This window comes from Streptomyces sp. NPDC057565 (genome assembly GCF_042801455.1).
Classification (GTDB): domain Bacteria; phylum Actinomycetota; class Actinomycetes; order Streptomycetales; family Streptomycetaceae; genus Streptomyces; species Streptomyces yanii.
In genome coordinates this window covers 142,291-155,704 of the sequence record NZ_JBHVFU010000003.1, presented here as the reverse complement: position 1 = coordinate 155,704, position 13,414 = coordinate 142,291, and the positions used below count along the sequence as shown (strand labels likewise).

General features: G+C 71.4%; 12 protein-coding genes. 7 read left to right on the top strand and 5 right to left on the bottom strand.

Annotation, left to right across the window (positions count from 1 at the left end; all coding sequences use genetic code 11):
• Positions 1-3,393 carry a BTAD domain-containing putative transcriptional regulator gene (locus ACFU8W_RS07965; protein ID WP_384033375.1) on the bottom strand — a complete coding sequence of 1,131 codons (3,393 nt, stop codon included), beginning with the start codon at positions 3,391-3,393 and terminating at the stop codon, positions 1-3.
• 327 nt (positions 3,394-3,720) lie between these two features.
• Here ACFU8W_RS07965 and ACFU8W_RS07960 point away from each other — a divergent pair, with 327 nt between their 5' ends.
• Entirely contained in the window at positions 3,721-4,521 is an 801-nt protein-coding gene (locus ACFU8W_RS07960; RefSeq protein ID WP_384033372.1) for a site-2 protease family protein, read from the top strand.
• A 23-nt stretch (positions 4,522-4,544) separates the two neighbouring features.
• Here ACFU8W_RS07960 and ACFU8W_RS07955 read toward each other — a convergent pair whose 3' ends face one another.
• Complete coding sequence (locus ACFU8W_RS07955; protein WP_327246712.1) at positions 4,545-4,718, bottom strand: hypothetical protein; 174 nt, start codon at positions 4,716-4,718, stop codon at positions 4,545-4,547.
• Between the two features lie 99 nt (positions 4,719-4,817).
• Positions 4,818-5,528, bottom strand: a complete 711-nt coding sequence (npdG, locus tag ACFU8W_RS07950; RefSeq protein WP_345512869.1) for an NADPH-dependent F420 reductase — start codon at positions 5,526-5,528, stop codon at positions 4,818-4,820.
• A gap of 137 nt (positions 5,529-5,665) precedes the next feature.
• Here npdG and ACFU8W_RS07945 point away from each other — a divergent pair, with 137 nt between their 5' ends.
• Together ACFU8W_RS07945 and ACFU8W_RS07940 are read left to right on the top strand one after the other, a co-directional pair.
• Complete coding sequence (locus ACFU8W_RS07945) at positions 5,666-6,268, top strand: hypothetical protein (RefSeq protein WP_384033369.1); 603 nt, start codon at positions 5,666-5,668, stop codon at positions 6,266-6,268.
• Positions 6,269-6,333: 65 nt separating this feature from the next.
• Entirely contained in the window at positions 6,334-7,653 is a 1,320-nt protein-coding gene (locus ACFU8W_RS07940; RefSeq protein WP_384033366.1) for an MFS transporter, read from the top strand.
• A 35-nt stretch (positions 7,654-7,688) separates the two neighbouring features.
• Here ACFU8W_RS07940 and ACFU8W_RS07935 read toward each other — a convergent pair whose 3' ends face one another.
• Positions 7,689-7,919 carry a hypothetical protein gene (locus tag ACFU8W_RS07935; RefSeq protein ID WP_037694672.1) on the bottom strand — a complete coding sequence of 77 codons (231 nt, stop codon included), beginning with the start codon at positions 7,917-7,919 and terminating at the stop codon, positions 7,689-7,691.
• Between the two features lie 58 nt (positions 7,920-7,977).
• Here ACFU8W_RS07935 and map point away from each other — a divergent pair, with 58 nt between their 5' ends.
• Both map and ACFU8W_RS07925 read left to right on the top strand, forming a co-directional pair.
• Entirely contained in the window at positions 7,978-8,835 is an 858-nt protein-coding gene (gene map, locus ACFU8W_RS07930) for a type I methionyl aminopeptidase (RefSeq protein ID WP_384033363.1), read from the top strand.
• 199 nt (positions 8,836-9,034) lie between these two features.
• The gene (locus ACFU8W_RS07925) at positions 9,035-9,700 is read left to right on the top strand and encodes a heme oxygenase (biliverdin-producing) (protein WP_384033360.1); all 666 of its coding nucleotides are present in this window, start codon (positions 9,035-9,037) and stop codon (positions 9,698-9,700) included.
• Positions 9,701-9,844: 144 nt separating this feature from the next.
• On the opposite strand, the gene ACFU8W_RS07920 is transcribed toward ACFU8W_RS07925, so the two are convergent.
• A complete protein-coding gene (locus ACFU8W_RS07920; protein WP_384033357.1) occupies positions 9,845-10,576 on the bottom strand; it encodes a PhzF family phenazine biosynthesis protein in 732 nt (243 codons plus the stop codon).
• A 360-nt stretch (positions 10,577-10,936) separates the two neighbouring features.
• Between ACFU8W_RS07920 and efeO the strand changes: the two genes are divergently transcribed.
• Together efeO and efeB are read left to right on the top strand one after the other, a co-directional pair.
• Positions 10,937-12,073: an iron uptake system protein EfeO gene (gene efeO, locus ACFU8W_RS07915; protein WP_384033354.1), complete on the top strand. Its 1,137-nt coding sequence runs from the start codon at positions 10,937-10,939 to the stop codon at positions 12,071-12,073.
• Positions 12,074-12,093: 20 nt separating this feature from the next.
• Positions 12,094-13,404 (top strand): iron uptake transporter deferrochelatase/peroxidase subunit, encoded by a 1,311-nt coding sequence (efeB, locus tag ACFU8W_RS07910; protein WP_384033351.1) that lies wholly within the window; start codon positions 12,094-12,096, stop codon positions 13,402-13,404.
• The last annotated feature ends 10 nt before the right edge of the window (positions 13,405-13,414 follow it).

Genomic DNA, 13,414 nt, shown 5'->3' with positions numbered 1-13,414 from the left:
TCAGTCCCGATACGCGTCCACGAGGGCGGCGGCCTCCGCCAGTGTGAGGCCGCCGCCCTCGGCGTACGCGGCGGCGTAGGAGGCCTCCCCGAGGACGGCGCGGACCAGTTCCACCGCCCGGGCATGGTTGTCGCGCTCCAGCGAAGCCTCGACATGACCGGTCGGCAGCAGACCCTCCCGGGCACCCAGCAGCCGAGCCGCGTCCGCCGCCCGGCGCTCGCCACCGAGTCCGCCGAGGGCCCAGGCCACGGTGACGAGATGAAGGGCGGACATCTGGGGTGCCACCATCTGCGACAGCGGGTCCTGGGACCGGACCAGAGCCTGCCGGCCCCGGTCGAGGGCGTCGGCGTACAGACCGTCCTCGTTGTCCAGCCACGCCATGCCGCCCAGCACGAACCCGTCGAAGATCGCCACCGTCTCGGACCGGAACTCCTCGCGCAGCTCGATGAGTTGCTCCCGCGCCTCGGCCGTACGCCCGGAGCGTCCCAGCCAGATGGCGAGATGGAGCCGGGCGGCCGGCATCGCCTCGTGCCCCGCCTGACGGCCCTCGGTGAGCACCTCACGAAGGATCGTCTCGGCCTCGGCGCCGCGGTCGAGCTCGGTCAGCACGGAGGCGTACCGGGTGCGCAGAAGCGACACCTGGGAGCGGGCCCCCAGCTGCTCGGCCCAGCCGATCGCAGCGAGGAAGTCGTCCGCCGCGCTGGTGTATTCGCCCTTCTTCTCATGGGCCTCGCCCCGGCAGGAGAGCGCTTCCGCGGCACCCCAGGCATCGCCGAGCCGGTTGAAGATCTCCAGGCTCTCGTCGGCGTCCGCTCGGGCCTCGCCCGCCCAGTCGGGGCGATTGGCCAGCACATTGGCGCGCATCTGGAGAGCGGCGGCGAGCTCCCATTCGTAGCCGAACTCCCGGCAGGAGCGGACCGTTTCGTCCAGCAGCTCGCGCAGCCGGCCCACGTCCCCGGTGAGCAGGACCGCGAAGAACCAGAGCGACGCCGGGGCGCGGCAGGTCTGTGGCTGACCCACCCGGTAGGTGCCCGCGATGACGCGCAGCCGCTCCATGCTCTGCTCGGTGGTCCACTCGTCCATCGCATGGTCCATGCTGACCAGCTGGATCAGCCGCACCCCGCGCCGCGCCTCTTCGAGCAGCTCGGACGACATGGGCGGCGGCGCGTCGGTGCACCGCTCATGGAGCGAGGGCGCGGGCCGGGCGGGCGGGGCGAACGGGTCGGGGCCGAGCTCGGCGGCCGCGTCGGACCACTGGCGCGCATCGGTCCGCAGGTCACGCATCTGCCAGTACCAGGCGAGGGAGAGGACCAGGCAGAGCACCTCCTGCTCGTCGCGGGCGGCGACGGCGCGCCGCAGGGCCGTGCGCAGGTTCTCGTACTCGCGCTCCAGGAGCTCGATGGCGGCCCGCTGTCCCGCGCCCCTGAGCTCGGGGTCGGTGGTACGGGCCAACTCCCGGTAGAAGACCAGGTGTTTCCGCTCGACGACGGTTCGCTCCCCTGCCTCGTCGAGCCGTCCTGCGGCGTACTCGCCCACGGTCTCCAGGAGCCGGTAGCGCATCTCGCCGTCGTCGGCGGGCGCGGCGACGACCAGGGACTTGTCGACGAGCGAGCCGAGCAGAGCGGCGACCTCGCGCGTGTCCTGCGGCCGGTCCGCGCAGACCGCTTCGGCCGCGGTGAGCGTGCAGCCACCGGCGAAGACCGACAGCCTGCGCAGGACGGCACGTTCGGACGGGTCGAGGAGATCCCAGGACCAGTCGACGACGGCACGCAGCGTCTGCTGGCGCGGCAGCACGGTACGGGCCCCGCTGGTCAGCAGGCGGAACCGGTCGTCGAGCCGGTCGGCGATCTGGCGCGGGCTGAGCATGCGCAGCCGGGCGGCGGCGAGTTCGATGGCGAGCGGCAGTCCGTCGAGCCGGCGGCAGATCTCGGCGGCGGCCGCCGCGGTCTCCTCGTCGGCATCGGTCCGGAACCCCGGCTTCGCGGCGGCGCCGCGGTCGGCCAGCAGGCGCAGCGCCATCGGGTCGGGCAGCGGGTCGACGGGGCGGACGAACTCGCCGGGTACGCCGAGGGGTTCGCGGCTGGTCGCCAGGACGGTGAGGTCCGGGCAGTGGGCGAGCAGATGGTCGGCGAGCGCGGCGGCAGCCTCGATGACGTGCTCGCAGTTGTCGAGCAGGAGGAGCATGCGGCGCCGGGAGCAGTGCTCGGTGAGCCGGACGAGCGGGTCGCCCGCGCCGCGCTCGGCGGCCCGGAGCTCTTCGGCACCGGCGCCGCGCAGCACGGTCTCGCGGGCACCGAGGGCGGTCAGTACGGCTTCGGGCACGGTCTCCGGGTCGTCGACGGGGGCGAGCTCGGCCAGCCAGACACCGTCGGGCCACGCGGGCGCGACGGATTCGGCCGCCTCCTGGGAGAGCCGGGTCTTGCCCGCGCCGCCGGGCCCGAGAAGGGTGACGAGCCGGGCCTGCGCGAGGTCGTCACGGAGGGCGTCGATGTCGTCCTCGCGCCCGACGAAGCTGGTGAGCCTCGCGCGCAGGTTACCGAGGGCGTGGGAGGCGGGGATGCGGGCCGGTTCCGTCACCGGGGCCTCTGCAACCGCCCGGCCCGGGGCAGGCGTCCGGCCCTCGGCATGGGCCGGCTCCTGTCCCGGCGTCCGGTTCGACGGTCTGCGCACCGGCTCCTGATGAAGCAACTCCGCGTGCAGTGCGCGCAGTTCGGGGCCCGGGTCGGTGCCGAGGCGGTCGGCGAGCACGGTGCGCACCTCTTCGTACGCCGCCAGCGCCTGCGCCGTACGTCCGGCATCCCGCAGCGCCCGCAGCCGCAGCGCCTGAAGGGGTTCGTCCATCGGGTGGTCCGCGCAGAGCGCGACCAGCTCGGGCAGGACCTCATCGGCCCGGCCCAGCGCCAGCGCCGCGGTCAGCCTGGCGCGGCGGGCGTCCAGGCGGCGGGCCGTCCAGCGGGCGGCGACGGCGCCCCGGTCCGGCAGATCGGCGAGAACCGGTCCGCGCCAGAGTGCGAGGGCGTCGTCGAGGACCGCCACGGCCTTCGCCGGGTCGCCCTCCTCCAGTGCGCGCGTACCGTCGCCGGCGAGCCGCCCGAAGCGGTGCAGGTCGACCGCGTCCGCGTCGGCGGCGAGCCGGTAGCCGCTCTCCGCCGAGGTGATCGCCTCATGGCCGAGGACCCGGCGGAGCCGGCCGACGAGCGCCTGCAGGGCACCGACCGCGTCGGCGGGCGGATCGCCGTCCCACACCTCGTCGACGAGCACGGTGGCCGGGACCGTACGGCCGGGACGCAGTGCGAGAACGGTCAGCAGGGCGCGCAGCCGCGCCCCACCGATGACGACGGCCGTGCCGTCGTCATGGAGTGCCTGTGTGGTGCCGAGGATGCTGTAGCGCACGCGCCCATTCTCCTTGACCGCTCTCCTCCCCGGAGAGGGGATTACGTCGCGTCATGGGACCTGCGGAAATTTCTCGCTCACGCTGCCTGTCGGGCCTGCGGCCCGTCAGGTCTTCCGCGATCAGCACCAGCCGGGTTCGGACCGTCCCGGACGGGCAGCATGCGGGCGGAGTTCCTGCTCTCTCGGGGAAACAGCTCCGCACGGGGTACGGGCGCAGGTCCGGAACCACCGCGTCGGCGCGAGACGTTTCCTCCGTGCCACCGGTACGGTCGGGGTTCGTGCCCGCCCCGACGCACTCCCCCGCACCCAGCCACCTGGAGTCCGTTGATGACCACTGCAACAGCCCGGAGCGACCGGCGGATCAGCCCGGTCTTCCTCGGGATCGTCGCCGTCATGGCGGTATCGGGCTGGGCGGTGTGGACGGCCTTCGGGTCTCCCCCGGGGCTCGCGGTCTTCCTCTTCGTCACGGCGGCGTGGGTCGTCTCCCTCTGTCTGCACGAGTACGCGCACGCCCGCACCGCGCTGCACAGCGGGGACATCTCGATCGGGGAGAAGGGTTACCTCACGCTCAACCCGCTCGCCTACACGCACGCGCTGCTGAGCATCGTGCTGCCGGTGCTGTTCGTGATCATGGGTGGGATCGGTCTGCCCGGTGGCGCGGTCTTCATCGAGCGGGGCCGGATCAGCGGCCGCTGGAAGCACAGCCTGATCTCGGCGGCGGGCCCGCTGATGAACGTACTGTTCGCGCTCGTCTGCACGGCGCCGTTCTGGCTGCACGCCCTGGACGGGGTCCCGAGGGAGTTCCGGTACGCGCTGGCGTTCCTGGCACTGCTCCAGGTCACCGCGGCGATCCTGAACTTCCTGCCCGTCCCCGGCCTGGACGGGTACGGGGTGATCGAGCCCTGGTTGTCGTACCGGATCCGCCGCCAGGTGGAGCCGTTCGCACAGTTCGGACTGATCGCGGTCTTCGGCGTGCTGTGGATCCCGGAGATCAACCACGTGTTCTTCGACGCGATCCACAGCCTGCTGCAGTCACTGGGCGTGAGTGAATTCAGGACGTACTGCGGACGCGATGCCTACCAGTTCTGGAGCACGGCGAACCCGGCCTGTGCCGTCGACAGGCCCTGAGGGCTGTCCCCCGAGGACAGTCCTCAGCCCTCGGTCCCGGCACGCTGCTTGCGCAGGTAGTACCACGCCATGTTGGACGAGAGCCCGGCCATCAGTACCCAGACGATCCCGAGCCAGCTGCCCTGGACGAAGGAGGCCACGGCCGCACCGACGGCGAGGACGCAGACGGCGAGGGCGTAGAGAGCGAGGCGGGGCATGGGGGGCAGCTCCTGTCCGGGGGCGGTGCACGGTCCCGTCCAGTGTCCCTCATGCCCCGTTCCGCTCTCCGCAGGGTGCGGCCGTCGGCGCCCGTCCGCTCACACGTCGGTGGTACGCAGGCCCGCGTGCGCCTTGTAGCGGCGGTTGACCGAGATCAGGTTGGCGACGAGCGATTCGACCTGGTGGGCGCCTCGCAGCCGGCCCGCGAAGATGCCGCGCATGCCGGGGATCCGGCCGGCGAGCGCCTGGACGAGGTCGGTGTCGGCGCGGGCCTCGCCCAGCACCAGCACATCGGTGTCGATCTCCTCGATCGCCTCGTCCTGGAGCAGCACCGCCGAGAGGTGGTGGAAGGCGGCGGTGACCCGGGAATCGGGCAGCAGGGCGGCGGCCTGCTCGGCGGCGCTGCCCTCCTCGGGCTTCAGGGCGTACGCGCCCTGCTTGTCGAAGCCCAGCGGGTTGACGCAGTCGATGACGAGCTTCCCGGCAAGCTCCTCGCGCAGCGACTCCAGTGTCTTGGCGTGGCCGTCCCACGGCACGGCGACGATCACGACGTCGCTGCGCCGGGCGCAGTCGGCGTTGTCCGCGCCCTCGACGCCGAGGCCCAGCTCGTCGGCGGCGGCCTGGGCGCGCTCGGCGGCGCGCGAGCCGATGATCACCTTCTGCCCGGCGCGGGCGAACCGGTAGGCGAGCCCGCGGCCCTGCGGACCGGTGCCGCCGAGCACACCGACGGTCAGCCCGGATACGTCGGGAAGGTCCCAGGGATCCTTGGCGGGGGGCTTGGGCGCGCTGCCACTGTCGTTCGTAGTCATGGCGCCGACATTACTGCCCACCCTGGAAGGGAAAGCCAGGTCGGCCTCCTGCGACATCCGTCACGCAGGCCCCCGTTCGGTTGGTTCGGTGCCGTTCGCCGGTGCCGGGGACGGGGTCTGCGGCATGATGCCGGGCCATGGATGCCGTACGCGTCGCCCTGCTCCGAGAAGTGCTCGCCGGGACCGAGTGGCCCGCGGCAGCCCGGCGTTTCGCGGGGACGCTGCGCTCGTCCGTCGTTCCGCACGGCGGCGGGCTGCTGCTGGTGGGGACGGCGGCGTACGAGCCGTGGCACCTCGCGGCCCATCTCGTGGACGAGTCCACCTGGTCCGGGCGGCCGGAGCTGACTCCCACGCTCGTACGGCACCGGGTGGAACCGGGCGACCCGGCCCACCTGGCCGTCGGTCTGGGCCGGATCGAGGCGGCCGGGCGGGGCGAGACGCTGCTCCTGGTGGCCCCGCAGCGGCCCGGGGCCGGGCTGCTGGAGCGGGTGCACGATGCGCGCCGGGCCGGGGCGACGGTGCTGTCGCTGGACGACGGCGACCCGGAGGTGGGTGGGCTGGCCCATGAGACGCTCGCGGTGACCGGCACCGACGATGTGGACCTGGACACCGTGCAGCATCTGGTGAGCGCCGCGGCCGGCGAGAACAGCGCCCCGGCGCCGCGCGGTCGGCGCAGCTTCCGGGACCGACTCTCCCGGCTCGCCGACCAGCTGACCGCGCCACCGCCACCGAGGTGGTGAATGGCCGCGCACCGCGGCCAAAACCGGTTGCACGCGGCACGTACAGCACCGGACCATGACCCCTCGTGACCTCCGCCCTGCCCGCCCGGCTCGCCGCGCTGCTGCCCGACCTCTCGCCCTTGCGGTCCTCGGCCGACTTCCGGCTGCTGTGGGGCCAGGGCCTGATCACCTATTTCGGCAGCTTCATGGCGCTGATCGCGCTGCCGCTCCAGATCAAGGAGATCACCGGTTCGCCGCTCGCCGTCGGCGCGATGGGTGCGGTCGAGCTGGTACCGCTGGTCGTCTTCGGTCTGTACGGCGGGGCGCTCGCCGACTCCGCGGACCGCCGCAAGGTGATCCTGGGCACCGAGGCGGGGCTGGGGCTGCTCGCCGTCGTCCTTCTGGCCAATGCCGCGCTGCCCGACCCTGCGCTCTGGCCGCTCTATCTCGTCGCGGGCGGCGTCTCCGCGCTCGCCGGGCTGCAGCGGCCCGCGCTGGACTCGCTGATGGCCAGGATCGTGCCGCACGACCAGCTCACCGCGGCCGCCGCGCTGAACTCGCTGCGCTGGCAGTTCGGCGCGATCACGGGCCCGGCGGTGGCCGGTCTGGTGGTGGCCTATGCCGGGCACGCGACGGCGTACGCGGTCACGGTGGTCACGTTCACCGTCTCCGTACTGCTGTGTCTGCGGCTGGCGCCCGCACCGCCCGCCGCGCACGCGCGGAAGCCGTCGCTGCGTGGGATCGCGGAGGGCGCGCGGTACGCGTGGAGCCGGCCGGTGCTGCTGGGGACATACGCGATCGATCTGGCCGCGATGTTCTTCGCCTTCCCGAACACGATCTTCCCGTTCCTCGCGGACGAGCTGCACGCCGAGTGGTCGCTGGGGCTGATGTACGCGGCGGGGTCGGCCGGGTCCCTGGTGCTGGGGCTGACGAGCGGCTGGACCTCACGGGTGCGACGGCACGGGCTGTTCGTGGTCTTCGGCGCGGCCGCCTGGGGGCTGGCGATCGCTGCGGCGGGATGGTTCAGCAATGTGTGGCTGGTGCTGGGCTGCCTGGCGGCGGCGGGCGCGGGCGACATGCTCAGCGGGCTCGGCCGCTCGACGATCTGGAACCAGACCATCCCGGAGGAGTTGCGCGGACGGCTGGCGGGCATCGAGGTGCTGTCGTACAGCGTCGGGCCGCAGCTGGGTCAGGTGCGGGCGGGCGCGATGGCGGGCTGGACGGGCACCCGCTCGGCGATCTGGTCGGGCGGGGTGGCGTGCGTGGCCTCGGTCGCGCTGCTGGCGGCGGCGCTGCCGAAGCTGTTCACGTACGACTCCGGGACGGACGAGGACGCCGAACGACGGCGGCAGGCGAAAGCATCCGGTCTCCCGGCGTCCGGGCAGTCCAGCCCCTCCGGCGTGTGAGGAACGGCGTCCGGGGCGGAGCCCCGGGGCCGGGTCTACGCGTCGGTCTCAGGAGGCGTGGAACGGTCGTGCCATTTGGGGTCGTTCTCCCACTCCAGGTTCCGCTCCTGCGCCGTCTCCATGGCGTGCCGGGCCTCCTCGGGCGTGGTGTACGGCCCGAACCGGTCCTTCGCCGGGCACTCCGGACCTTCCTCGACCTTCTTGTGCTCCAGGCAGTAGTACCATTCGCCCGGCTTGCCGACCGTGCGCTTCTTGAACAGGGCCATCATCGGCTCCTTTCCTCGGGGCCATGCTGCCCCAAGCACGCTGGTTAGACTCGCTGACATGTCTGGCCAGTCGCTCCTCGTACCAGGGGAGATCACTCCCATCCGTTCCGTACCCGGAAACATCCGGCGCCCCGAGTATGTGGGCAAGCCCGCCCCCACGCCGTACACCGGCCCGGAGATCCAGGACGCCGACACCGTCGAGCGCATGCGCATCGCGGGGCGGATCGCCGCGCAGGCGATGGCGGAGGCCGCGAAGCACATCGCCCCGGGTGTGACGACGGACGAACTCGACCGGGTCGCCCACGAGTTCATGTGCGATCACGGCGCCTACCCGTCGACGCTCGGCTACCGCGGCTTCCCCAAGTCGCTCTGCTCGTCGCTCAACGAGGTCATCTGCCACGGCATCCCGGACTCCACGGTGCTGCGCGACGGCGACATCGTGAACCTCGACGTCACCGCGTACATCAACGGTGTGCACGGCGACAACAACGCCACCTATCTCTGCGGCAACGTGGACGAGGAGTCCCGGCTGCTCGTGGAGCGCACCGAGGAGTCCCTGAACCGCGCCATCAAGGCGGTCCGCCCCGGGCGCCAGATCAATGTGATCGGACGGGTCATCGAGTCGTACGCCAAGCGCTTCGGGTACGGCGTGGTCCGGGACTTCACCGGGCACGGGATCAATTCCTCGTTCCACTCCGGCCTGATCATTCCGCACTACGACAGCCCGCACGCGACCACCGTGATGCAGCCCGGCATGACCTTCACCATCGAGCCGATGCTGACGCTCGGAACGCACCAGTACGACATGTGGGACGACGGCTGGACCGTGGTGACGAAGGACCGCAAGCGCACCGCCCAGTTCGAGCACACGCTGGTGGTGACGGAGACGGGCGCGGAGATCCTTACCCTTCCGTAGCCCTCGTACGCGATCTTTCCCACCGGGCACAGGAGCGGAATCCGGCGTATCGTTTTTACCGACAGGCCGTCGGGAAGTTGTCGACTCAGGCATGCCTGAATATCGGGATCGGGGCTGTCGACAGGCACCGCTGCGCGCAGTTGCCGTCGACATCCTCTCTTTCCGAACCTTCCGTCCCCTCGGTCCCCGGAGGCCCCCCTTGGACGCCACCGCCACCGCCACGCCCTTCTCGACACTCATCCGCACGGCGTCGCACGAGCAGCACACCCGGGCGGAGACCTCGACCTTCATGAGCGACCTGCTGGGCGGGCGGCTCGGAGTGGATGCGTACGCGCGCTACACCGAGCAGCTGTGGTTCGTCTACCGGGCACTGGAGGACGACGCGGAGGCGCTGCGCTCCGACCCGGTCGCGGGTCCGTTCATACGGTCGGAGCTGATGCGCACCGCCGAACTGGAGCGCGACCTGACCCATCTGCGAGGCGCGGACTGGCGCGAGGGTCTGGAACCGCTGCCCACGACGGCCCTGTACGCCGACCGGGTCGCCGAGTGCGCGCGCACCTGGCCCGCCGGGTACGTCGCGCACCACTACACCCGTTACCTCGGAGACCTCTCCGGGGGTCAGATCGTCCGCGACAGGGCGGAGAAGATCTGGGGGTTCACGCGCAAGGGCGACGGGGTGCGGTTCTATGTCTTCGAGGAGATCGCCAACCCCGCCTCGTTCAAGCGGGGTTACCGCGAACTGCTGGATGCGGTGAACGCCGACGACCGGGAGAAGCAGCGGATCGTCGACGAGTGCAAGCGGGCGTTCTCGCTGAACACGGCGGTGCTCCAGGAGCTGGGAGAGGTCTTCCCGCTGAGCGCGTAGGGCCCCGGCGGTACGGGGGTCGGGGTGACCGGCTCTCGGCGGTGGACCCGGTCCGCCGTGGACATCGCGGCGCCGGCGACACGCTTGAGTTCATCCGTCGGGCGTCACAGTGTCGGCGGCACGCCTGGATTGCCCCGACGGACGTCACAGTGCCGGTGACAGGACTGCGTCCGCCATCAGGATGCGGCCTCCGATTTCCACGGTGCCGTCCGGTGCGGGTGCGGTGAGGATCTGGGAGCCCCGCCCCTGTGTGATGTTGAGCGCACGGCCCAGTTGCGCGCTGAGCAGCAGCGCCGCCGCCCCCGTCGCCTCGTCCTCGACGATTCCCCCGGTGCGAGCCCCGGCTCCACCGGAGCGGCTGACGCCGCGCTCATCGACGCGCCGCGGGAAGGCCCGCGCCCTCACTCGACCCGCCGCCTCGTCCTCCCACGCCCAGACGTAGAGCCAGCCCTCCCCGGGCGGTGGTCCGTTCAGCGCCTCGACCTCGGCGACGGATGCATACCGCTCCAGTGTGCGCGGCGGCGCCCACTCGGGGCGCGCGGTGATCCAGGTGAACTCGCCGTCCTGGCGGGCGAAGACATCCCCGACCGGCAGTTCCAGAATCTCCAGATCGAGCAGCCAGGCGACGCCCACGAGCGGATGCCCGGCGAAGGGCAGCCGAAGCCCCGGCGTGTAGATGTCGACGTGACCGCGCTCGGGATCGTCGACGAACACGGTCTCGCTGAAGCCGAGTTGCCGGGCAAGCGCGTGCCGGGACGCCTCGTCGGGGTACGCGCGCCCGTCGCGTACGACTCCGAGGGCGTTGCCCTGCCGGCCGTCGGGGCCGCAGAACACCCGCAATACGTCGATGCCCGCGGGTACGTCGAAGTCATTCACGTGCGCATTCAAGCATCGCGTGGGCGTCGGTCGCGCCGCAGGGCCGGAGCGGCGGGCCACCGGTCGGCCGTACCTGCGCCGGTCGTGGCGGAGCCACCCGAGACGCCCAGGAGCCCGAAGCGTCTGCGCAACCCGGGAGTTCGTCGCACGAACAGGAACCCGCCCATTTGACTATTGATTGACCTTCCCTTGGGTTTCCCATGGGCTACCCGTGATCACCCCGTTCCCCCGCCCCCCAGGTGAGAGCTGAATCACTGCACGGGTGGGTATCGGTCAGGTAAGCCTCGGTTAAGTTAGGTTCGCCTCACCCGCCTTTGTCCAGCCCCATTTCTTCCTCTCTTCAGCCTGTGTGGAGCCCGTATGCGAGCCGTTCGTTTCTCCGTAGTCACCGCTGTCGCCACCGCGGCGGCACTGACCGCCGTCACGGGCTGCGCCGAGAAGAGCGACGGCAAGGGCGACGGCGCGGTGAAGGTCACCGCGAAGGACGACTCCTGCGCGGTGTCGAAGAAGACCCTCCCGGCCGGTCACGTCGCACTGGCCGTGGAGAACAAGGGATCCAAGGTCACCGAGGTCTACGTCCTCTTCCCGGACGACCGCATCGTCGCCGAGCGCGAGAACATCGGCCCCGGCACCAAGGCCACCATCACCGCCGAGGTCAAGGCCGGTTCGTACGACGTCGTCTGCAAGCCGGGCATGAAGGGCGCCGGCTTCCGGCAGAAGATCGAGGTCACCGGCGGCACCGCGGTCAAGCGCAGCCCCGAGATGGACAAGGCCGTCGCCGGCTACCGCACCTATGTGCAGGCGCAGGCCGACGAGACGCTGCCGAAGGTCAAGGTCTTCACGGACGCCGTTGCCGCGGGTGACATCGAGGCCGCGAAGAAGGCGTACGCCGACTCCCGCATCGGCTGGGAGCGCACCGAGCCGGTCGCCGAGTCCTTCGGTGACATCGACCCGAAGGTCGACGTCCGCGAGGACGGCCTGGAGGACGGCCAGAAGTGGACCGGCTGGCACCGCCTGGAGAAGGCGCTGTGGCAGGACAAGAAGCTCGGCGCCGAGGAGAAGGCCCTCGCCCCGGTCCTCTACAAGGACCTGGTCGACTGGCAGGAGCGGGTCGGCACAGCGGAGATCACCCCGACCTCGATGGCCAACGGCGCCAAGGAGCTCCTCGACGAGGTCGCCACCGGCAAGGTCACCGGTGAGGAGGAGCGCTACAGCCACACCGACCTGATCGACTTCAAGGGCAATGTCGAGGGCGCGCAGAAGTCGTTCGAGCTGCTGAAGCCGATCGCCTCGAAGAACGACGCGGCGCTGACCGCCACCCTGGACAAGCAGTTCGCGGCGCTGAACACGCTGCTGGACAAGTACCGCAAGGACAAGAGCTCCTACGAGTTCACCTCGTACGAGAAGGTCGGCAAGACGGACCGCAAGGAGCTGTCGGATGCCGTCAACGCACTGGCCGAGCCGCTGTCGCAGCTCGCCGCCGCGGTGACGAAGTAGCGGACGGGGAGGCATCAGGCATGTCCGAGAAGACCCAGAACACCGCCGGGACGGACGCCGTCGGCGCGGACACCACCGAGGGGGCTGTCTCCGGCACCCACGACCGCGCCCCGTCGCGCCGCGCGCTGCTCGGCTGGGGCGGTGCCGGGCTGGCGCTCGGCGCGGTCGCGGCCGGTGGCGCGGTCGCCGCGGTGCGCACGGAGAGCGATGCCGTGCCGGCCGCGGACAGCGGCGCCGCGGTGCCGTTCCACGGTGTGCACCAGGCCGGTATAGCCACCGCCGTCCAGGACAGGCTGCACTTCGCCGCGTTCGACGTGACGACGAAGGACCGGGCCGAGCTGATCGCCCTGCTCAAGGAGTGGACGCGGGCGGCCGAGCGGATGACGGCCGGTCATGCGGTCGGCGACGGGGCGTACGGCGGTCTCGCCGAAGCACCGCCGGACGACACGGGCGAGGCGCTGGGCCTCAAGCCGTCCCGGCTCACCCTCACCATCGGCTTCGGTCCCTCGCTGTTCGCCAAGGGGCGGTTCGGTCTTGAGGACCGGCGCCCGGAGGCGCTCGTCGATCTGCCGAAGTTCCCCGGTGACAATCTCGATGCGGCCCGCAGCGGCGGCGACCTGTGCATCCAGGCGTGCGCGGACGACCCGCAGGTCGCGGTGCACGCCATCCGTAACCTCGCCAGGATCGGCATGGGCCGCACCGCGATCCGCTGGTCCCAGCTGGGCTTCGGCAAGACGTCGTCGACGACGCCCGACGCCCAGACCCCGCGCAACATGATGGGCTTCAAGGACGGCACCCGGAACATCTCCGGCACCGACACCGCGGCCCTGGACAAGCATGTGTGGGTCGGCGAGAAGGACAAGGCGGGCTGGATGACCGGGGGTTCGTACCTGGTGGCCCGGCGCATCCGCATGCACATCGAGACCTGGGACCGGACCGGACTCCAGGAGCAGGAGGACGTCTTCGGCCGGGACAAGGGCGAGGGCGCCCCGGTGGGCAAGGCGAAGGAGCGCGACGAGCCGTTCCTCAAGGCGATGCTGCCGACCGCCCATGTGCGACTCGCCCACCCGGACAGCAACGACGGTGCGACGATCCTGCGCCGCGGCTACTCCTTCACGGACGGCACGGACGGTCTGGGCCGGCTCGACGCCGGGCTGTTCTTCCTCGCCTACCAGCGCGATGTCCGTAAGGCGTTCATCCCGCTGCAACGCCGCCTCGCGGCACACGACGCACTCAACGAGTACATCCAGCATGTGGGTTCGGCGCACTTCGCCGTCCCGCCGGGCGTCCGCGACAAGGACGACTGGTGGGGCCGGGCGCTGTTCTCGTAACGGGACTCGA

Bases quoted from the DNA above. Each gene is read 5' to 3' on its own strand.
- efeB (WP_384033351.1), top strand. From the start codon at position 12,094: ATGTCCGAGAAGACCCAGAACACCGCCGGGACGGACGCCGTCGGCGCG.
- ACFU8W_RS07945 (WP_384033369.1), top strand. From the start codon at position 5,666: ATGGATGCCGTACGCGTCGCCCTGCTCCGAGAAGTGCTCGCCGGGACC.
- ACFU8W_RS07960 (WP_384033372.1), top strand. From the start codon at position 3,721: ATGACCACTGCAACAGCCCGGAGCGACCGGCGGATCAGCCCGGTCTTC.
- ACFU8W_RS07935 (WP_037694672.1), bottom strand. From the start codon at position 7,919: ATGGCCCTGTTCAAGAAGCGCACGGTCGGCAAGCCGGGCGAATGGTAC.
- npdG (WP_345512869.1), bottom strand. From the start codon at position 5,528: ATGACTACGAACGACAGTGGCAGCGCGCCCAAGCCCCCCGCCAAGGAT.
- ACFU8W_RS07955 (WP_327246712.1), bottom strand. From the start codon at position 4,718: ATGCCCCGCCTCGCTCTCTACGCCCTCGCCGTCTGCGTCCTCGCCGTC.
- efeO (WP_384033354.1), top strand. From the start codon at position 10,937: ATGCGAGCCGTTCGTTTCTCCGTAGTCACCGCTGTCGCCACCGCGGCG.
- map (WP_384033363.1), top strand. From the start codon at position 7,978: ATGTCTGGCCAGTCGCTCCTCGTACCAGGGGAGATCACTCCCATCCGT.